This window comes from Frankia sp. EI5c, assembly GCF_001636565.1.
Taxonomy (GTDB): Bacteria; Actinomycetota; Actinomycetes; order Frankiales; family Frankiaceae; genus Parafrankia.
Genome location: NZ_LRTK01000028.1, coordinates 78,954 through 99,418, shown reverse-complemented (window position 1 = coordinate 99,418; position 20,465 = coordinate 78,954). Strand labels below are relative to the sequence as shown.

Below are 20,465 nucleotides of genomic sequence, written 5' to 3'. Positions count from 1 at the left end.
GGTCAACCGCTACGGCGCCGCCGGCCGCGAGCACGGCTACTTCGCCTCGGAGAACGACGCCGAGGTCTTCGAGCACGAACTCACCTGGATGCTGCTGCACCAGGTCTTCAGCTTCAACTCCCCGGTCTGGTTCAACGTCGGGACCTCGGCGCCCCAGCAGGTCTCCGCGTGTTTCATCCTCGCGGTCGACGACACGATGGAGTCGATCCTCAACTGGTACCGGGAGGAGGGCCTGATCTTCAAGGGCGGCTCCGGCGCGGGCCTCAACCTCTCCCGCATCCGCTCGTCGAAGGAACTGCTCTCCTCCGGTGGGACGGCCTCCGGCCCGGTGAGCTTCATGCGCGGGGCGGACGCCTCGGCGGGGACGATCAAGTCCGGCGGCGCGACCCGCCGCGCGGCGAAGATGGTCGTGCTCGACGTCGACCACCCGGACATCGTCGAGTTCGTCGAGACGAAGGCCCGTGAGGAGGACAAGATCCGCGCCCTGCGGGACGCGGGTTTCGACATGGATCTCGGCGGGCGGGACATCGCCTCCGTCCAGTACCAGAACGCCAACAACTCCGTCCGCGTCAACGACGAGTTCATGCGGGCCGTCGTCGACGGGACGTCGTTCGACCTGCGGGCCCGGCTCGACAACCGGGTGATCGAGACGGTGGACGCCCGCGGTCTGTTCCGCACGATCGCCCAGGCCGCCTGGGCGTGCGCCGACCCGGGCATCCAGTACGACGGCACGATCAACGACTGGCACACCTGCCCGGAGTCCGGGCGGATCTCGGCGTCGAACCCGTGCTCGGAGTACGTCCACCTGGACAACTCCAGCTGCAACCTGGCCTCGCTGAACCTGATGAAGTTCCTGCGGCCGGACCGTACGTTCGACGCCGAGGGGTTCGTCTCCGCGGTCGAGCTGATCATCACCGCGATGGACATCTCCATCTGCTTCGCCGACTTCCCGACCCCTGAGATCACCGAGGTGACCAGGGCCTACCGGCAGCTCGGCATCGGGTACGCCAACCTGGGCGCCCTGCTCATGGCGAGTGCGCGCGCCTACGACTCCGAGGGCGGGCGCGCGCTCGCCGCGGCGATCACCTCGCTGATGACGGCGACCGCCTACCGCCGTTCCGCGGAGCTCGCCGGCACGGTCGGCGCCTATGAGGGTTTCGCCCGCAACGCCGACGCGCACCGCCGGGTGGTGCGCAAGCACTCGGCGGCGAACGACGCCGTGCGCCCGTACCACGCTGAGGACACCCGTCTGATCGCCGCCGCCGCCCGGGAGTGGGAGCGGGCGCGGGCGGTGGGGGAGAAGCACGGCTGGCGTAACGCGCAGGTCAGCCTGCTCGCGCCGACCGGGACCATCGGGCTGGCGATGGACTGCGACACCACCGGGATCGAGCCCGACCTGGCGCTGGTGAAGATGAAGAAGCTGGTCGGCGGGGCCAGCATGAAGATCGTCAACCAGACCGTCCCGGCGGCGCTGCGCGCGCTGAGCTACCCGGAGGAGACGATCGAGGCGATCGTCGAGTACATCGCCGAGCACGGCCACGTGGTCGACGCCCCCGGCCTGCGACCGGAACACTACNAGGTGTTCGACTGCGCGATCGGGGACCGCGCGATCAGCCCGATGGGGCACGTCCGGATGATGGCGGCGGTGCAGCCGTTCCTGTCCGGCGCGATCTCCAAGACGGTGAACATGCCTGCCGCCGCCACGGTCGAGGACGTCGAGGAGATCTACCTGGAGGGCTGGCGGCTCGGGCTCAAGGCGCTGGCGATCTACCGGGACAACTGCAAGGTCGGGCAGCCGCTGACCGATGTGAAGGGCGCCAGGCGGGATGCCGACGCGGCCGCCGCCCTGGCGGCCGGCCCCGCGGCGCCGTCGGCAACGGCAACGGCGGCGGGTGCCGCGGGTGCTGCCGGCACCGGTCTTCCGCAGTGGCCGGGTACGCCCGGCGAGCACCGCCCGGTCCGCCGCCGGCTGCCCAAGAAGCGTCCGTCGCAGACCGTCTCGTTCACCGTCGGCGGTGCCGAGGGCTACATGACCGCNGGCTCCTACCCCGACGACGGTCTCGGCGAGGTCTTCGTCAAGATGTCGAAGCAGGGGTCGACGCTCGCCGGGGTGATGGACGCCTTCTCCATCGCGATCTCCATCGCGTTGCAGTACGGCGTTCCGCTGGAGGCCTACGTCAGCAAGTTCATCAACATGCGCTTCGAGCCCGCGGGCATGACGGACGACCCGGACGTGCGGATCGCGCAGTCGATCATGGACTATCTCTTCCGCCGGCTGGCGCTGGACTACCTCAGCGAGGAGCAGCGCCTGGAGCTGGGCATCCTGTCGGCCTCCGAGCGCACGCGGCGCCTTGCCGACCAGTCCGGTGACCCGGCCGCCGCGCCGACCGAGCCGGAGATCGACATCGATGGGCTGCGGGCGTCCGCGCCGGTGGAAGGTGGCCCGGCCGCGACGGGGGCGACCGCCACGACAGGGGCGACGGCCGCGGCGGGAGGCGGCCCGAGCGCGGGTGCGGCCCCGGCGGCCGGCGGGTCGGTCGCCGACCCGGCCCGGTCCGCCGGCCTGAACGGCCTCGCCGGGCCGGCTGCCAGCGGTGGCCCGGAGCTGGTGGCGCGCGAGCTGCGGACCGCGACGCCGGGCGGTTCGCTCACCGCGCAGACCGTGGTCGACGCGCCGCTGTGCTTCACCTGCGGTGTGAACATGCGCCCGGCCGGCAGCTGCTACGTCTGCGAGCAGTGCGGCTCCACCAGCGGCTGCAGCTGACCGAGCGGCTCCGGGTCAGACCGCCGCGCCCCCGGGAGGCGACAGCTCGCCTCCCGGGGGCGCTCCGGGGGCACTCGGCGTCAGTTCACCGCGGGTGGGTGGCGAGGATGTCGATGAGCAGCGCTGCCGTCCAGGAGAAGCGGTTGCTGCCGGCGCCGGAGCCGTCGAGTGGCGAGTAGTACTCGAACATCGAGCCGGACGAGCTGATCACCTCGACGGTGTTGCGGCGGATCGCGTCGGCGGCCTCCTGCCGGCCGTAGCGGTCGAGCCCGTCCGCGATCAGCCAGTTCATGTTCACCCAGACGGGGCCCTGCCAGTAGCAGCGGGCCAGGAAGGCCGGGTCGTCCGTGGGGACGCTGGCGATGCCGTACTTCGCCCAGTACCGCGGCGAGGTCAGCGTTTCGACCAGGCCGTCGACCTGGTCCTCCGGGACGACTCCGGCATAGAGCGGCAGGAAGCTCGCGATGGTGGGGTGGTGCAGCAGCTCGCCGGTCCGGAAGTCCCGGCTGTAGTAGAGACCGTCCGACCACAGCTCGCTCATCGCCGTGCGGGTGCGGCGCATCGACCGTTCCAGCCAGCGNGGGATGGGGATGCCGGCCTCCTCGGCGATCGCCACGAGGTGCTCGTTCGCCCGGACCAGGATCGCGTTGAAGGCGACGTCCTGGACCAGCGGGATGAAGGTGTTCCGGATGGTCCGGAAGTCATACCGGCTACGCCGCAGCTCGCGGACGATCCGGTACAGGGTGAACAGGTCCGCGGAGGTCAGCCGCTCGTCCGGCGGCACCTCCTTGGAGTCGCGGCGCAGGGCGTCGAGGGCGTCGTCACCGTTGATGCGGCGCAGTGCCCGCACCGTGCGCGGCGCGACCGGCTTGGTCATCTCCATCCAGGTGGGGGTGTTGTCCATCCCGGACTCCCACGAGTGGACCAGTGNGACGAGCCCGGTGTCGTCGGGGTCGCGCTCGCGGTACAGCCACTCGTGGAACCGGATCAGCCCGGGCGCGAGCCGCCGGTAGAAGTCGACGCGCTCGTCGCGGCTCATGGCCTCGCCGACCCGGACGGCCGCCTCCGCGATCATGGGCGGCTGGGTGACGCCGGTCGACTGGGCTCCGCCGGCGGTGGTGCACACGCGGTCGCAGCGCCAGCGTTGCGGGCCGGCGTGGTAGTAGTCGGAGGTCTCCGCGAAGATCACGTGCGGGATCATGCCGCCGGGCCACTGCCCGCGCAGCAGCGACAGCAGCTCGGCCGCGGCCCGTGCGGGGTCGAGGTGCCGCAGCCCGATGGCGATGAAGCAGCTGTCCCACAGCCACTGGTGCGGGTACAGCGTCGGGGACGGCCGGGTGATGTCACCCAGGTCGTTCGCGCGCAGGACGCCCACGGCCGTCTCCCGCAGCGCCGCGAGGTCCGCCGGCAGCGGAATCTCCCCTGCGGGCGTGGGCGTGGGTGCGGTTCCGGGCGTGGGCGCGGGCGGGGCCTCGGTCGCGCTTCGGGGCGCGGGGGGCGCCGGCCGGACGGCGGTTTCCGGCGACGCGGCAGCAGGCACGCTCGTGCCACTGGGAGCACCGGCCGGCCGGGCAGTGGCCGGAGTCACAGCCGTCGCGTCCGCCGGGGCGGGGATGTCGACGGGGTGTGTGGTGCCGAGCCCGGCGGCGTGCGCCGGCGACCGCTTCGTGCCCGTAGCCGCCACCGGAGGGGGGCCGGCGGCCGAGCCGGCGGGAGTCTCCGGCGGCGCCGCGGCGGCGGTCGCACCGCGCGCGGAGGTCGGCGTGATGGGGCTGGAGGGGAACGACCCGGGCATCGGGGAAACCGACATCGTGAGAGAGTAGCGGTTACACGCCGTGCTCGCCTGGTGGGGGTCCCCGGTGTGGCCGGGCTAACGGAAGATGACTTCCCGGGGCCGTGGTGATGTTGTGACAGGCGCGTGTTTCGCCGCTAACCGTCGAAAAAGTCCGGCTCGGAGGCCATGCCAGGGGTGGATGGCCGGGGTCGCGCCGGGTGGCGTCACGCACAGCGTGAAGATCGGATCGAGCGGTCCACGGCAACGGTGGCCTGTTACGCAGAGTGATGTTTGCTCGGGTGTACGGAAGATCTCCGGTGTCGGCCGCGCCTGGCCGCCGGGTGCGGGTGCCGGCCTGTCATCCCGGCGAAGAAGTCGTGTCCGCGGGTCGCGTGCGTCCGAGGGCTGACGCGGTGGGTGAGCGTCGCGCGCCGTCGGCTCCGGAATGCGGCCGCGGGCCGGTCGCGGGCCTCGATGTGGGTCCGGTCACTCGCCACCGCCACCTATGGCTGGNGGAAAGGCTGGGAAGCCACGGAAACGGGCCGGCGGAGGCATGGCGCGAACGCCCACCGGGTATCGCGTGGGTCTCCTGGTGGTCCGTTCGGTACCGGCTCCGTTGTGCCGGGTCCGTGAACCGAGCCCGGCGCGGGACGGCGTCAGCGTGGCCTACCCTCGCCGCAGCGGTGGGAAGGTGACGTCGATCTCTGGGTTGGGCTCCCGAAAGTGGTAGGGAGATCACTCTCCGTTGTGAATTGTCACTGATAGTCGAGGGTCGACGGTGGGAGTCGGCGAGATAGTTGCTCGTTCTCGCCACAGGGCGCGATCTGCCAGGTAGTCTTCGCGACAGCGGGTTCAGCGTCCCGAAGGCAGGGGTCTACACTTCGCAGTAGGCCCGGCGATCGCTGACGTCCGGCTGTGCCTGCACGGGAATGGTTGCGCCTCTTCGGTCGTTACCTCCACGTGCAAGGAAGTAGACGACCCACCCGCACCGACCATCGGATCTGCCACTGATGACGCTGCCTGCCCTTGAACTAGCCGAGCGCACCGACGAGCCACGCCCGCGTGCGCGGCGTGCCCGTCGCTCCGCTTCTCCTGTCCGTACCACCAGCCGCACGCTGGCCGCGGTCCCTGACGAGCTTGACGAGCTCGACGTCTCCGCTGTGGCGGAGCTCATCGCCCGGGGCCGTGAGACCGGCGAACTGAGCCGCGCCGAGCTGCGCGAGGCCCTTGAGGCCGCTGATATCGGCGTGGAGCTGCTGCCCGCGCTGATCGCCCGTCTGGGCGCCGCCGGAATCGACCTCGTCGAGGAAGAGGAAGGCGAGCGTGCCGGGGCCGGCACCACCGCTGCCGCCGGCCGGACCGTCGCCGACCACGCTGGTACCGCCGACCTCGTCCGCATGTACCTGCGTGAGATCGGCAAGGTGCCGCTGCTCAACGCCGCCCAGGAGGTCGAGCTCTCCAAGCGGGTCGAGGCCGGTCTGTTCGCCGAGCACAAGCTCGAGACGGACGAGAACCTGGCCGAGGACCTCCGTCGGGACCTGGGTGTCCTCGTCACCGACGGCCAGGCCGCCAAGCAGCAGCTGGTCTCCGCCAACCTGCGCCTCGTGGTGTCGGTGGCGAAGAAGTACAGCGGCCGCGGCATGACCCTGCTGGACCTGGTCCAGGAGGGGAACCTGGGCCTCATTCGCGCGGTCGAGAAGTTCGACTACGCGAAGGGCTACAAGTTCTCGACCTACGCCACCTGGTGGATCCGCCAGGCCATCGGCCGCGCGCTGGCCGACCAGGCCCGGACGATCCGCATCCCGGTGCACGTGGTCGAGCAGATCAACAAGATCACCCGGCTGCAGCGCCAGCTCGTCTCGACCCTCGGCCGCGAGCCGACGGACGAGGAGCTCGCGTTCGAGCTGGACATGCCGATCGAGCAGGTCGTCGAGCTGCGCCGTTACGCGCAGGACACGGTGAGCCTGGAGTCGTCCGTCGGTGACGACGGCGACTCCGTGCTCGGCGACTTCATCGAGGACTCGGACGCCACGTCGCCGGCCGACGCCGCGTCCTACGGCGCGATGCAGGACGAGATCGACAACGTCCTCGGCGCGCTGAACCCTCGTGAGCGTGAGGTGATGCGGCTCCGTTTCGGTCTGGCCGACGGAAAGCAGCACACTCTCGCCGAGGTCGGCAACCGGCTCGGCCTCACCCGTGAGCGGATCCGCCAGATCGAGCGGGACACGCTGCGGGAACTGCGCAAGCCCGCCGTGGCCGGAAGGCTGCGCGAGTTCCTCGACTGATCAACTGAGGAACGGGCGTCTGGGACGAGGTCGTCTGGTGGGCGCCGGCATCGCGGGCCGGCGCCCGCAGCAGCCCGGGGCAGGGCAGCCGTCCCGCTCCGGCAGGGGTGGTCGGAAGCCGGATCCTCGCCGTCAGCGAGGATCCGGCTTTTCCTTTCCCGCGCAGTCCCGCGCAGTCCCGCGCGGCCGAGCCGTTAGAAGCCTCGGCGAGCGCCCGACGGAACCAGGGTCGGGAAGCGCACGTCTCCCACCGAGAACGCACCGGCGGGAGTCGAGCGCGCGCGTTCGTCCTGCCACCACCAGCCGGGAAAGCGCGCCAGCCGGGTCTGGAACAGCCACGACCCGGACGGGTCCCCCCAGACGAACTGCGGCATCGACGGCATCGGCGCGGTCACGACCAGGTCGCCGTCGGCGCTTCCCGCGGCGCTGGTCACCTGGCCGGCCCGGTCGACCACGGCGACCGCGCAGCCGAGAGCGGGCCCGGCCTCGCCGGCCCGCACCGGCTCCGTGGGCAGTGCCACGATCAGCGCCGTGCCGAGCTCGACGCTGCCGCTCATGGCGGTGAAGGCCACGGACGGGTTCACAGCCTCGTACACCCAGGCCGCCGCGTCCGGCACGAACGGAGTGCCGAACACCCCCACCGTGCGCAGCAGCGAGAGATCGGCGACCTCCGCCGGGACGAGTCCGGAGTCGCGGCAGGCCTCGACGAACGCCGCGGGCAGCCCCAGGCAGGTCACCTCCACCGCCTCCGCCAGCCNCCAGAGGATCGACAGGTCGGGCTGGGCCGGACTCCCGTCGTGCAGCACGATCGTCGTGCCGGTGAGCAGGCCGGAGAGCAGGTAGTTCCACATCAGGTCGCCGGTCGTCGCCAGCCAGCAGAACCGGTCGTCGGGTCCCAGGTCCAGGTGCAGGGCGAGCGACTTGAGATGCTCCAGCAGGATGCCGCCGTGCCCGTGGACGACCGGTCGGGGCGGGCCGATGTTCTCCGCGGTGAACTGGATCCACAGCGGCGCGTCGAACGGCAGCCGGGTGAAGGTCAGCTCCTGCTCCTCGCCGAGGAGATCGTCCCAGGCGAGCAGGGCGGGGGTGCCCGCCTCGCTGGCCCGGGCCAGCGCATCCGCCGACAGGTAGGGAACCACCACCGTGGCGGCCAGGTTGGGCAGGCGCCGGGCCAGCTCGGCCAGGGGGCCCGACGAGTCGTACGACTGGCCGCCGTGGGTGTATCCGTCGACGCCGATCAGCACCCGGGGTGTGATCGGCGCGAATCGGTCGGCGAGCGAGGCCGGATCGAGGTCCGGTGGGCACGCCGCCCAGACCGCTCCGAGGCTCACCGAGGCGAGCATCGCGACCACCGCGTGCGCTGTGTTGGGCAGCACGGCGGCGACTCTGTCCCCGGGCCCGATGCCGAGCCGGCGCAGCCCGGTGGCGGCCCGGGCCACCTGGCGGCGCAGTTCGTCCCAGCTCATCACCGCGGTGGCGCCGTCCTCCCGGACGGCGATGATCCCCGGCGCCGCACCGTGTCGGGTGAGCGCGTTCTCCGCGTAGTTCAGCCGGGCGGAGGGAAACCACCGGGCGTCCGCCAGCCCCCGCCCGGACAGGGCCGGGCCGTCGCCGCGGTCGCCTTCCACGGCGCAGAACTCCCAGATCGCGTCCCAGAAGCGGCCCGGCTCGATGACCGACCAGCGGGCGAGCGCGGCCGTGTCGTCGAGGTGTAGACCGGTCTCCTCGGTCACCCATTCGCGGAACCGGGTCACGGACGATTCGGCGGCTCGGCGCGGCGGCGGCTCCCACAGCACCGTTCCCGACGGTGTTCGAGACAGGGCGCCGCGCGGCGTTCCGTGGCCCGCGGTCTCGTGCGACCGGTCACCTGATTCGTCGTTTGCTGGTCCTTCGTCACCCGCCACGTGATCTGACCCTAATGCGTGCCGTCGACCGGTCCGTCCGCCACACCGTCAGCCTTCGGCCGTTCGGTCGACACGATTCACGGCCGTGTCCACGGGTTGTGCCGCGGGTGGTTGTGCCGCGGGTGGTCGTGTCGCGGGGTGCCTGTGCCGCGGGTGGCTGCGTCGCGGGTGGCTGCGCCGCGGGTGCCTGTGCGCAGAGCGGTCGTGCCGGACGGCGCCGGGAGCTACCGTCTTGTCGTGTGAGCGGGTCCAGGAACGCCGATGCGGCACAGCCGCCCTCCACCGGGCCCGGACCGTCGGCGTCGTCGGCGTCGTCGGCGTCGTCGGCGTCGTCCGCGCCAACCGTGCCGACCAGCGTGCCGGAGCCGGTCGGGCCGGCCGAGGGCGGTGGCACGCTGCTCGCCTGGGATCCGGGGATGCTCGACTACGACTTCGGCCCGGCGCACCCGCTGCACCCGGTGCGGCTCGCGCTGACCATGGATCTCGCCGGGGCTGTCGGCCTGCTGGACGTACCAGGGCTCACCGTGGCTCCGGCCGGGCTGGCCACCGACGACCTGATCGAGCTCGTCCACGACCCCGCCTACCTGCGGGCCGTGCGCGCCGCCACGCCGGACTCGGCCGCCGGTGCCCGGATCGCCGCGCGGTTCGGCCTGGGCACCGCCGACAACCCGCTGTTCGACCGGATGCACACCGTCGCCGCCCACATCACCGGCGGGACGCTGGCGGCGGCCCGGGCGGTGTGGGAGGGCACCCACCGGCATGCCGTCTCCCTCGCCGGTGGACTGCACCACGCCATGCGCGGGGCGGCCAGCGGTTTCTGCGTCTACAACGACCCGGCGGTCGCGATCGCCTGGCTGCTGTCCGCCGGTGCCACCCGGGTCGCCTATGTCGACGTCGACGTCCACCACGGTGACGGGGTGCAGGCGGCCTTCTACGACGACCCGCGGGTGCTCACCATCTCGCTGCATCAGAGCGGGATGTCCCTGTTCCCCGGCACCGGTTTCCCGCGCGAGACCGGCGAGGGCGCGGGCGAGGGCACCGCGGTCAACGTCGCCCTGCCGCCGTCGACGGGGGACGCCGGCTGGCTGCGGGCGTTCTCCGGCGTGGTCCCGGTGCTGCTGCGCTCGTTCCGGCCGCAGGTCCTGGTCACCNAGCACGGCTGCGACACGCACGCGCTCGACCCGCTCGCCGACCTGCGCCTGTCGCTGGAGGGCCAGTGCGCCTCCTACGCGGCGCTGCACGCGCTCGCCCACGAGGTGTGCGAGGGCCGCTGGCTGGCCTGCGGGGGCGGCGGCTACGCCCTCGACGCCGTGGTGCCGCGGGCCTGGACGCAACTGTTGGCGATCGCCGCCCACCGCCCGCTGGACCCGGCGCGGCCGCTGCCGGCGGACTGGGCCGCCAGCGCCCCGGCCCGGGTGCGCGCCGCCACCGGCCACGACTCGGTCGGCGCCGCCAGGATGCCGGCTGCCTTCGGGGACGGCGCCCCGGCGTCCTACCACGGCTGGGACGCGGGCGAGGGCGACCCGGACGATCCGCTGGACCGGGCCGTCGCCGCGACCCGGCGAGCGGTGCTGCCCCTGCACGGCCTCGATCCGTTCCGGGACAGGTGAGCGCCGCCGCGTCCGAGCCCGGTGCGCCGCCGCCCGACTACCCGGCCCACTGGGAGGCGGACGTCATCCTGCTCGACGGCGGGACGGCGCACATCCGCCCGATCCGGCCGGCGGACGGGGCGCTGCTGCGGCCGTTCTGGTCCCGCCTGTCCACCCGGACGATCTATTTCCGGTACTTCAACGTCCGCCGCGGTCTCAGCGACGAGGACATCGCGCGGACGACCAACGTCGACCAGCGGACGCGGGGCGCGCTGGTGGCCCTGATCGGCGGCGAGATCGTCGCGCTCGCCCACTGGGAGCGCGGCCGGCCGCCGACCGGGCCGACCGGGCCGACCGGGACGACCGGGACGACCGCGCCGGAAGCGGAGATCGCCTTCCTGGTCGAGGACGCGCAGCAGGGCAGGGGTCTCNGGTCCGTCCTGCTGGAGCACCTGGCGGCGGCGGCGGCCGAGCGCGNGGTGCGCCGGTTCGACGCGGAGGTGCTCAGCGAGAACCAGCAGATGATCAGGGTGTTCCTCGATGCCGGCTACACCGTCGCGCGCGCCTGGGAGTCCGGCAGCGTCCGGTTGTCGTTCGACATCGCGCCCACCGCGCGGTCCGTCGACGTGATGCGGGCGCGTGAGCACCGGGCGGAGGCCGCGTCGGTGAACCGGCTGCTGCACCCCCGGGCGGTGGCGGTGATCGGGGCCGGCCGGGACCGCGGCTCGGTGGGCAACATCGTCCTGCGCAACCTGCTGGCGGGTGGCTTCGACGGCCCGGTCTACCCGGTGAACCCGGTGGCCGCCGCGGCGGACGGCGCCGTCGCGTCGGTGCGGGCGTACGCCTCCGTCGAGGACACGCCGCTCCCGGTCGACCTGGCGGTGCTGTGCGTGCCCGCGCGCGAGATCCCATCCGTGGTCGCGTCCTGCGGCCGGCACGGCGTGCGGGGGCTGGTGGTCATGACGGACCAGCGCGACGACGACGCCGACGCCCGCCTCGCCGCCGACGCCCGCGCGTTCGGTATGCGCGTGGTCGGCCCGGCGAGCCTCGGGCTGCAGAACCTCGCGGTGGGCCTGAACGCGTCGCTGGTGAGCGAAATGCCCCGCGCCGGCCGGATCGGCTGCTACTCGCAGTCCGGTCCGATCGGGGGCGCGCTACTCGAGGCCGCCGCCGGCCGCGGGCTGGGCTTCTCCGTCTTCGTCTCGGCCGGCGACCGCGCCGACGTCAGCGGCAACGACCTGCTGCAGTACTGGAAGGACGACGAGTCGACCGGTGTGGCCCTGATGCACCTGGAAACCTTCGGGAACCCGCGAAAGTTCGCCCGGCTGGCTCGCTGGCTGGGGCGGGACACCCCGGTGGTCGTCGTGTTGTCCGAGCGGACGCCGCTCGACGAGGCGCTGCTGCGGCAGGCCGGGGTGATCGGCGTGGACCGGGTCTCCCAGGGCCTCGACGTCGCCCTGCTGCTCGCCGCCGGTCCGCTGCCGGCGGGCAACCGGGTCGCGGTGGTCGGTGACTCCCGGGCCCTGGTCCGGTTCACCGCGCGCGCGGCCGACGCGGCCGGCCTCGCGGTGGAGGAGGTGCTGTTGCCGGTCGGCAGCAGTCCGCAGGCGTTCCGGGACGCCATGGTCGCGGCCTCGGCCCGGGTCGACGCGCTGATCACGACCGCGGTCCGGCTGCCGCCGGCGTTACCCGGTCCGGTACCCGCGGCCCTCGGCGCGGCGGCCGCGGCGGCGGAGCTGACCGTGCCGATGCTGGCCACCGTCCGCGGTTCGCGGGTGCCGTCGGAACTGGCCGGAATTCCCGCCTACTCATCGCCCGAGGCGGCGGTCGGGGCGCTGCGCCGGGCGGTCGCCTATGCCCGCTGGCGCGACCTGCCGGCGGGCGCGGTTCCCACGATGCCGGTGCGGGCGGACGACGCCCGGCGGCTGGCGGCGGGAACCACGGGGCGGCTCCCCGACGACACCGCGGCCGCGTTGCTGGCCTGCTACGGCATCGAGGTCGTGCCCAGCATCCCGGTCCGTGGCGCGGACGAGGCGGTGGCGGCCGCGGAGCGGCTCGGCTGGCCGGTCGTGCTCAAGGCGCGATCGGGCGGCTTCCGGCATCGGCCCGAGCTGGGTGGGCAGCGGCTCGACCTGACGGATCCGGCGGCGCTGCGGACCGCGTGGCGGGCACTGGCGGAGCGGGTCGGCCCCGAGGGCCCACTCGTCGTGCAGCGGATGGTGCCGACGGGCGTGGCGGTGGTGCTCGGTGCCGCGGAGAACCCGCGTTTCGGTCCGCTGGTGTCCTTCGGCCTGGCCGGTCCGGCGACGGAGCTGCTGGGCGACCGGGCGCACCACATCCTGCCGCTGAGCGACGCCGACGCCGCCCGGCTGGTCCGGTCGGTGCGCGCGGCGCCGTTGCTCTTCGGCTATCGCGGCGCGGTGCCCGTCGACGTGGCCGCGCTGGAGGACCTGCTGCTGCGGCTGGCCCGCCTCGTGGACGACATCGGCGGTCTGCGCAGCCTCGCGCTCGACCCGGTCATCGTCTCCGTCGACCGGGTCAGCGTGCTGTCGGCGGAGATCACCCTCGCCCCGCCGCTGCCCCGCGCGGATGCCGGCCCCCGCCGCTTCTGGCGCCCGAGGACGGAGCAGCCGGTCGACTCCGAGCCACGGCCCGGTTCGGCACAACGTGTCCACACCGTCCACAATCGTCTGCCATGACCACGCCGTACCCTGCCCAGCCAGCCGGCCGGCCGTCCGTCGGCCCCGAAGCGGGCGGCGCAGACGCCGCCGGCGACGAACCAGCCGGGCCGGGCGCTCCAGGTCCGGCGGGCGCGGGCCGCCTCGGCGGGCCCGCCGCCGGCTGGGACGGTGTCGAGGGGTCTGCGGGCGGATGGAACGGCCAGCCCAACCCGCACAGCTGGCCGTCCTACCCGGACCTCGGTGGTCCGGCCACCGCCGGCCCGCCGCTCACGCCGTCCGGTTGGGAGCCCCTCCCGGGGGACAGCGCGGCCGCGGCCTACCAGCCGCTGTCACCGGGTGGGCCGCCGGGTATCCCGGTGCCGAGCACACCTCCGCCGAGCGAGATGCCCCCGCGGCACCTCCCGCCGGCGGCTCCGTCCACCGCGCCCCCGCCGTCCACCGCACCGGTTCCGGCAACCGGGCTGCCGTCCGGCCCGCCGCCGTCGTCCACCGTGCCGCCGCCGGGTCTGACACCGCCGCCAGGTCTGACACCGCCGCCGGGGACCGCGCCGCCCGATATGTCCTCGGCGGCGTCGTCCGCGGCGTCGTCGCTGCCGCTGCTGCCGCCGTCCGCGGTGGCACCGCCGGCGGCGCTGGCCGCCGCCGGTGGGCCGAGCTCGGACGGGCGGGGCGGGGATGGCCGCGGCCCCGGTGGCGATGCCGGACCGGGGTTTCCCGGGCTTCCCCCGTTTCCCCTGGGCTCGCTGCCGCCGGGCGCGGGGCCGATGCCGTCTGACTTCGGTACGTCCTGGAACACACCGGCCCTCGAAACCGGCGGCGGGGCGGGCGCGGGGGGAGCCGAGCGGCCGTCACCGCCGGGGGTGGACGCGGCCGGGCAGGCTCTGCGGGAGGCCCTGTTCGAGCGGGCGCCCGTCGGACTGGCCCTCTATGACGCCGCCNGTCGCTACGTTCAGGTCAACGAGGTGCTGGCCCGCATCAACGGCCGGCCCGCCGCCGAGCACCTGGGCCGCACGATGTCCGAGCTGCTGGGCGACATCGGCCAGGAGATGGACATCCTGCTGGATCGGGTGCTGCGCACCGGGGAGCCGGTGACCGATCTTGAGATCGGCGTCGCCACCGGCGGTACCGGACCGGATCAGACCTGGTCGGCGAGCTGGTACCCGGCCACCGACCGGCTCGGCGGGCCCGCGGGCGCGGTCCTGGTCGCGCTCGACGCGACCCGGGTCAAGGGCGCTCAGGCGGACCTCGAGCGGGCCGCGGCCCGCGAACGAGTACTGGCCGAGGCCGCCGCCGCCGACGTCTTCCACGGGGCCGCCGACGGCGGGCTGGACACCGACCTGCCCCGCTGGCGGGGCATGACGGGGCAGTCGCGGGCGCAGGTGGCCGGTTTCGGCTGGCTGGACGCGCTGCATCCGGACGACCGCGAGCCGGTCCGCCGGGCCTGGCGCGGGGCGGTCGAGCGCAGGGAGCCCTTCGACGGCGAGTTCGCGGTCGCCGACGCCGCCGGAAAGCTCCGAACGGTCACCGCCCGGCTGGTTCCGGTCATCGAAGGTCAGCAGGTCGAGTGGGTGGGCGTGCTCACCGACGTCACCGAGGCGCGGACCGCCGCCGCCGGACGGGCCTCGGCCGCCGCCGCGGCGGAGGAAACCGGGTGGCGCCGGGAACAGGTCCGGCGCCTCACCACCGCACTCGGGCGGGCGGCCACCGTCGACGACGTGGTCGCGGCGGTGCTCGAGCACGGCGGCCGGGCCGTCCGCGCCGTCAGCCGCGGCGTGGCCCTCGTCGACTCCGGCGACGACCGCCTCCGCTTCCGGTCCCTGGTCGGCACCTCGGCCCAGTACGCCGAGCGCTGGTCGGAGGTCCCGCTGGGCGCGATCCACCCGCTGGCCGAGGTCGTCCGGGGGCGGCGGCCCATCCTGCTGCGCAGCCGCGGCGAGCTCGGAGCCCGCTGGCCGGTCGCGGACCTGCTCGGCGCGGTGGAGACAGGGCCCGAGCATTCCTGGGCGCTGCTGCCGCTGGCGACCGCGGACGCGCCGTTCGGCGTGCTGCACCTCGGCTTCCCCGACGCGCGTGACTTCGACGGCGAGGACGAGGAGTTCCTGCTGACCCTGGCCGACCAGTGCGCGCAGGCGCTGGAGCGCGCGACGCTGTTCGAGCGGCTCGCGGCCGAGGCGGCCGAGCACCGCGGAGTCCGCGAATCCCACGAGGCGGAACTGGCGGCGGCGCGGATGGCAGCGCGGGCCGAGGCGGCCGCGGCCGACGCCGCCCGGCGCCGGCTGGACCTGCTCGCCCGGGCCGGTGCCGCCGTGGCCGCGGCCCCGGACACCGACCGGGCGCTGGCCGCGCTGGCTTCGGCGGTGGTCGGGGAGGTCGCCGACGGTTGCCTCGTCCATCTGCTGGCCGCCGCGGACGATCCCGGCCAGGAGGCCGTGGCCGGACCAGGGCTGCGTCCGGCGGTGTTCACGGTCGGGGAGGGGCTGCCCGCGGGGCCGCCGCCTGCCGGCCGTGCGCTGGTCCTGCCGGCCGCGAGTCCGCTGGCGGCCCTCCAGACCGCGCCCGTCCTCATCACGGCGGGGCGGGACGCGGGACTGCCCGACAGCCTGCCGGTGGCCGAACCCTCCCCGTTCCTGGACGGAGTGCTGTCCCCGGATCTGGCCCGGTGGGCCCGGGACGCCGAAAGCCACAGCGTCGCCGCCGTCCCGGTCCTGTTCCGCGGACGTCCCGTCGGAGTCATGACGCTGATCGCCGCCGGTGGGCGGGCCGCGTTCACCCAGGATGATCTGACATTCCTGGCCGAGATCGCGGCCCGGGCGGCGCCCGCCCTCGAACGCGCGGAGGCGGGCAGCCGCGGCGGCGGGGAGGCCCGCGCGCTCCAGACGGCCCTGCTGCCCCGGATGCCCGTCCTGCCCGGGCTCGAACTGGCCGCCCGGTACGTACCCGCCGGCGAGGCCGACGACGTGGGCGGTGACTGGTACGACGCCATCGACCTGGGCGCCGGCCGGGTGGCGCTGGTCATCGGCGACGTGATGGGCCGCGGCCTCCCGGCGGCGGCGCTCATGGCGCAGCTGCGCAGCGCCGTACGCACCTGCGCGCGGCTGGACCTGCCGCCGGGGGAGGTCCTCACCCACCTCGACGGCCTCGTCGCCGACCTCGCCGAGGACATGGTCGCCACCTGCATCTACGCCGTCATCGAGACGGACACCGGCCAGCTCACCCTGGCCAGCGCCGGACATCCGCCGCCCCTGGTGGTGGCTCCGGACGGTCTGGTGTCGCGGCTGTACATGGCGGTCGCGACGCCGCTCGGGCTGGCCCGCGACGCGATGACCGAGTACACCGTGCAACTCGGCCCGGGGGCGCTGCTCGCGCTGTTCACCGACGGGCTGGTCCGCGGCCACGGAACGGACATCGACGCGGGCGTGTCGCAGCTGGCCGCGGTCCTCGCCCGGCCGGCCGAGGACTGGGACGGCCGGCTCGACCTGCTGGCCGCCGCGGCCTGCGCCGCCAGGCCGCGGGTGGGCGGGCCGGATACGGACTCGGGCGCCGGCTCGGGCACGGGCTCGGGTGCGGGTGCGGGTGCGGGTGCGGGTGCGGGTGCGGGTGCGGGCGACGATGTCGCGCTCCTGCTGGCGAGGCTGCCCGGGCGGGATCCGGCGGTGGATCCGCTGGACATCACGGCGGATCCGGCTGAGGGCCTCAGCCGGGTCCGGGCGCAGGTGCGGGTCGCGTTGGAGAACGCGCTGGTGAAGCCGGCGGTCATCGACACCGTGGTGCTCGTTCTCTCCGAGCTGGTCGGCAACGCGCTGGTCCACGGCCGGTCGCCGCGACTGGCGCGGGTCCGCAGGATGGAGACCGCGCGAACCGTCCCCGGTGGCGCCCCGCGCATCCTCGTAGAGGTCACCGACGCCGGTGGACGGATGCCGCGGCGGCGCCGGGCCGGTCCTGACGACGAGGCCGGCCGCGGGCTCGACCTGGTCGGGCGGCTCGCGCTGCGGTGGGGAACGCGGCCGCTGGCCGAAGGCAAGCTGGTGTGGGCGGAGATCGACCCCGACCGCGTATGACCTCCGGCGGGGGTGGCCGGGCCGGACGCGGCCCGTCCACCCCCGCCGCCGGATCAGCCGCCGGCCCCGCGGGCGCGTTCTCGGCTCGCGTAACGTGAGCGTCATGCCGGACGCGGTGCTACGCCTTGAGAACGTCACGGTCAGACGCGACGGGGCCCATCTGTTGCGGGGCGTGAACTGGGTGGTCAACCAGGGTGAACGTTGGGTGCTGCTCGGCCCCAACGGCGCGGGTAAGACCACCCTGCTGCAGATCGCGGCGTCGCGGATGTTCCCGACCTCGGGCTCGGTCGAGCTGCTCGGCGAGCGGCTGGGCCGGGTGAACCTGCAGGAGCTGCGCTACCGCGTCGGTGTCGTCAGCCCGGTGCTCACCGATCGGCCGCCGCCGGAGGAGCGCGTGCTCGACGCGGTGGTCACCGCGGGCTGGTCGGTACTCGGCCGCGGCAACGAGGAGTACGACGAGGTCGACCTGCGCCGCGCCGCCGAGCTGCTGGGCCAGTTCGGCTGTCGGAATCTTTCCGAGCGCACCTTCGGCACGCTTTCCGAGGGCGAGCGCAAGCGCGTCCAGATCGCGCGGGCCCTGATGACCGACCCGGAGCTGCTGCTGTTGGACGAGCCTGCGAGCGGCCTCGACCTCGGGGCGCGGGAGGCGTTGCTGCGGCGGCTCACCCGGTTTGCCGCCGACCCGGCGGCGCCGGTCACCGTGCTGGTGAGCCATCACGTCGAGGAGATTCCGGTCGGCGTCACGCACGCGCTGTTGTTGCGCCGGGGGCAGGTGCTGGCCGCCGGGCCGGTGGGCGAGGTGCTGGTCTCCGAGCATCTGTCGGCCTGTTTCGGGCTGCCGCTGGAGATCACGGCCTCGGCGGGCCGGTACGCGGCGCGGCTGGCCGCGCCCGGGCCGCGGGTTCGGCCGCCCGCGCCGGCTTCGGTCTGACCGCACCCGCCCCGGTCTGACCGCGTCTCCTCGGGGCCGTCCGCGCCCATGCCTGTCCCGAAAGCGCCTGTCCCGACCCGCGCCTGTCCCGACCCGCGCCCGTCGCGCCCGTCCCGTGGTGCCTGATCCGGCGCTGACCGCTCGCTGGCGTGAAATGCCGGCGGGCCCGGCCCGACACCGTGAGCCCGAGCCCCGCGGGGGCCGCCCACCGGAGGGCCCGAGCGCCCACCGGAGTGCCCGCGGCTCCGCGGGAGGCCGGGCGTCGGGATGTGGACCGGCCGGGTGACGGGGTGGCTTCCCAGGGGGCGTGGCGGGGTTTTCCCGGCGGGCGCGGCGACGTCCGCCGCTGGAACGGCTCAGAGCGCCTGTGCGGCGATGCATCCGCAAACCGAAGTGTTCTTTTCCCCTGTCGCCGTTCGGGCGCTCTCCGGCGCTTTGAGGCGCCGGTGCCCGCCTGTCGCCGCGCGATCGCAGCCCCTCGGCAGGAGCGACGGGCGCGTGCGGCCCCGACGGAGCCGGGGCGTCCCGCCGGCGCACCGAGCCCGTGGTTGCGGGCCAGTGGTTTCGGGCCCGCGGCGCCGGGCAGCCGGTTTCGGGCCAGCCGTGTCGGGTGGGTCCGGCAGCCTGCGGTGCCGAGGCGGGACGCCCTCTCATTCCGGTTCGGTCCCCGGTCCGTGATTCCCGGCCCCGCGCCGCCGCTTCGCTCGCTGGGCCCCGTTCTCGCTCTCCTCACCGGGCAGCGGCCCGCGGGTCAGCCGCGCGGTGACGTCGACGAGGACGCTCGTCGGCGTTACCCGGGACGGCGGGAGCTCGTCGACCGGGTTCCTCCCCGGGGCCACGCGGGTGTGATTCCGGGCATAGTGATTTCCGGCATATTGATGCACTGGCTGTTGATGTGGCGGCCGCCGGTGTGGGGGCGGTCGCGGGAGCGGATCTCGGCATGCCGGATCACGGTGCGCTTACTCCGTCGAGAAGATCCCGCAGCCAGCGAGAGCCCGTAACCCGCGCGCCCAGTGCGCGAACGCGATCCCGCAGCTCCCGATCCGAGGTGATGACCAGGGTCGGCGGGGCAGTCGCGCGTACCGCGTCCACGATGGACTCGTCCCCACTGGACGATGCGTGGATCACCAGGAGGTGTGGGGGTTCCGCGTACATTCCAGGTAACTGGGCGTTCAGTTGGAGCTGTCCTGTCGGTGTCTGGTCTTCAGACTGGCCGGCGGAGATATCGCTCGTACCCCCGCCGGGTGGTACGAACTCTGTTGTGCTCGGCCCGGCCGCTACACCCGACCGGGCGGCCCCCTCGAGAACAAGAAGCACCCGTGACGGTCGATCGGCCAGAGTGCCCAGTCCGTCCATCCGGTGGAGCANGGTGAGAATGTCCCTGTGTAGTCGCCTGGCGGCACCCGCACGGTCGCGCCACCAGCCGTCTGGTCGTGCGCCAATCACGTTCGCAGCGTCCACGACCCACGTGAGCCCGTAGTCCGCGCCGGGCGGGTGCATAGCGTCAGGAGCGGAATCCGGCGTACTCATCCGGCGCCGGGGGTCGGCTTTGGCAAACACGGCGGTGGGTTCCCGGGCGCGCGCCGGTCCAAAGTCGCTGCTGTGTGGGGGGCCTCGTTTGCCGGGCAATCGAACGGTCCGGACGCGTGCGAAGCCCGGCTCCCGTCCGGGTAGCGGCGTCTCGGCCCCGCGGCGGGGCGCCGGTGGGTTGCCGTGTGTCGCGCCGGGGCGGTTCGCNGGTCGACGTTTCGAACCGGAAGGTGTGATTCGAAGAACATGATCATCTCTCTATCATGTCGATGTCGATCCGCTCCTTTGGGCTGCGTCGACAGGCCACCACGAGCCGGGGACTTGCACCATGGACGCGGTTGGCTCGCGCGTCCGACGAACCAGGCGTGACAGTTCACGGTGTTCTCGTGGTAATACTAGACCCGNAAGTTCTGCGGTCCGCTGACCTGAAGGAGAGAGCCATGGCCCAGAAGACCATCGTCTCGTTGATTGACGATCTCAGTGGAGAAGAGGCTGACGAGACCGTCCGGTTCGGACTGGACGGCGCACAGTATGAGATCGACCTGTCGGAGAAGAACGCCACGAAGTTGCGGGAGTCGTTGGCGCCGTTCGTCNCCGCCGCGCGCCGTTCGGGTGGGCGTGCCGCCGGTAGCCGGCGTGGCGCGCGGGCCGCTTCGCGTCGTACCGGTGGAACCGACCGCACCGCCGACATTCGCGAGTGGGCGCGCAGCAACGGCTACACGGTGAGTGACCGCGGCCGTATCGCGTCGAACATCGTCGAGGCGTACGACAAGGCTCACTAGAGTCAGGTCCAACTGCTTTCCGGGTCGACGCGCCGCGCGCTCGACCCTGGTACTACCCGAGTACCACCGTGATAGCTGGTGTGGGTCTCCTCGGGTCGGCGGCCGAAGAAGACGTGATCACCCTTTCGCGTCCTGGTCCCTGCCCATCGGGTGTCCGATGGGCAGGG

Annotated in this window: 7 protein-coding genes and 12 pseudogenes; 14 read left to right on the top strand and 5 right to left on the bottom strand. The window is 73.7% G+C overall.

What is annotated here, in order from left to right; genetic code table 11:
* The 3 pseudogenes from UG55_RS37340 to UG55_RS37330 all read left to right on the top strand — a co-directional run.
* Positions 1-1,576: pseudogene (locus UG55_RS37340) on the top strand (vitamin B12-dependent ribonucleotide reductase); the annotation flags it as partial.
* Position 1,577: 1 nt separating this feature from the next.
* Positions 1,578-2,037 (top strand): annotated as a pseudogene (locus tag UG55_RS37335) (vitamin B12-dependent ribonucleotide reductase); the annotation flags it as partial.
* A 1-nt stretch (position 2,038) separates the two neighbouring features.
* A pseudogene (locus UG55_RS37330) lies at positions 2,039-2,764 on the top strand (vitamin B12-dependent ribonucleotide reductase); the annotation flags it as partial.
* 85 nt (positions 2,765-2,849) lie between these two features.
* On the opposite strand, the pseudogene UG55_RS37325 reads toward UG55_RS37330, so the two are convergent.
* The 3 genes and pseudogenes from UG55_RS37325 to UG55_RS37315 form a co-directional block, all read right to left on the bottom strand.
* Positions 2,850-3,344 (bottom strand): annotated as a pseudogene (locus tag UG55_RS37325) (MGH1-like glycoside hydrolase domain-containing protein); the annotation flags it as partial.
* Position 3,345: 1 nt separating this feature from the next.
* Positions 3,346-3,694, bottom strand: a pseudogene (locus UG55_RS37320) (MGH1-like glycoside hydrolase domain-containing protein); the annotation flags it as partial.
* Position 3,695: 1 nt separating this feature from the next.
* Positions 3,696-4,574 (bottom strand): MGH1-like glycoside hydrolase domain-containing protein (locus UG55_RS37315; protein WP_396230914.1); only part of this gene is annotated, 879 nt, incomplete at its 3' end.
* Positions 4,575-5,548: 974 nt separating this feature from the next.
* On the opposite strand from UG55_RS37315, the gene UG55_RS14965 reads away from it, so the two are divergent.
* Positions 5,549-6,823, top strand: a complete 1,275-nt coding sequence (locus tag UG55_RS14965) for a sigma-70 family RNA polymerase sigma factor (protein WP_083986817.1) — start codon at positions 5,549-5,551, stop codon at positions 6,821-6,823.
* A gap of 194 nt (positions 6,824-7,017) precedes the next feature.
* Here UG55_RS14965 and UG55_RS37310 read toward each other — a convergent pair.
* Both UG55_RS37310 and UG55_RS37305 read right to left on the bottom strand, forming a co-directional pair.
* A pseudogene (locus UG55_RS37310) lies at positions 7,018-7,580 on the bottom strand (acetoacetyl-CoA synthetase); the annotation flags it as partial.
* A gap of 1 nt (position 7,581) precedes the next feature.
* Positions 7,582-8,619, bottom strand: a 1,038-nt coding sequence (locus UG55_RS37305) for an AMP-binding protein (protein WP_242424419.1), incomplete at its 3' end; no start/stop codon positions are given.
* Between the two features lie 524 nt (positions 8,620-9,143).
* Between UG55_RS37305 and UG55_RS37300 the strand changes: the two are divergent.
* The 10 genes and pseudogenes from UG55_RS37300 to UG55_RS37275 all read left to right on the top strand — a co-directional run.
* Positions 9,144-9,878: pseudogene (locus UG55_RS37300) on the top strand (acetoin utilization protein AcuC); the annotation flags it as partial.
* Between the two features lies 1 nt (position 9,879).
* Positions 9,880-10,337, top strand: a pseudogene (locus UG55_RS37295) (acetoin utilization protein AcuC); the annotation flags it as partial.
* Positions 10,334-10,747: pseudogene (locus UG55_RS37290) on the top strand (GNAT family N-acetyltransferase); the annotation flags it as partial. The pseudogenes UG55_RS37295 and UG55_RS37290, both read left to right, overlap by 4 nt.
* A 1-nt stretch (position 10,748) precedes the next feature.
* Positions 10,749-10,793, top strand: a pseudogene (locus UG55_RS37285) (hypothetical protein); the annotation flags it as partial.
* A 1-nt stretch (position 10,794) separates the two neighbouring features.
* Positions 10,795-13,015, top strand: a 2,221-nt coding sequence (locus UG55_RS14950) for an acetate--CoA ligase family protein (RefSeq protein ID WP_242424418.1), incomplete at its 5' end; no start/stop codon positions are given.
* Positions 13,012-13,935, top strand: a pseudogene (locus UG55_RS46260) (histidine kinase); the annotation flags it as partial. The gene UG55_RS14950 and the pseudogene UG55_RS46260, both read left to right, overlap by 4 nt.
* A 1-nt stretch (position 13,936) precedes the next feature.
* Positions 13,937-17,055 (top strand): SpoIIE family protein phosphatase (locus UG55_RS14945; RefSeq protein WP_242424417.1); only part of this gene is annotated, 3,119 nt, incomplete at its 5' end.
* 103 nt (positions 17,056-17,158) lie between these two features.
* Positions 17,159-17,986, top strand: coding sequence for an ABC transporter ATP-binding protein (locus UG55_RS14940; protein WP_066068672.1), 828 nt, complete (start codon positions 17,159-17,161; stop codon positions 17,984-17,986).
* Positions 17,987-19,956: 1,970 nt separating this feature from the next.
* A pseudogene (locus UG55_RS37280) lies at positions 19,957-20,109 on the top strand (Lsr2 family protein); the annotation flags it as partial.
* A gap of 1 nt (position 20,110) precedes the next feature.
* Positions 20,111-20,298, top strand: a 188-nt coding sequence (locus tag UG55_RS37275; protein ID WP_242424415.1) for a histone-like nucleoid-structuring protein Lsr2, incomplete at its 5' end; no start/stop codon positions are given.
* Positions 20,299-20,465 lie beyond the last annotated feature (167 nt).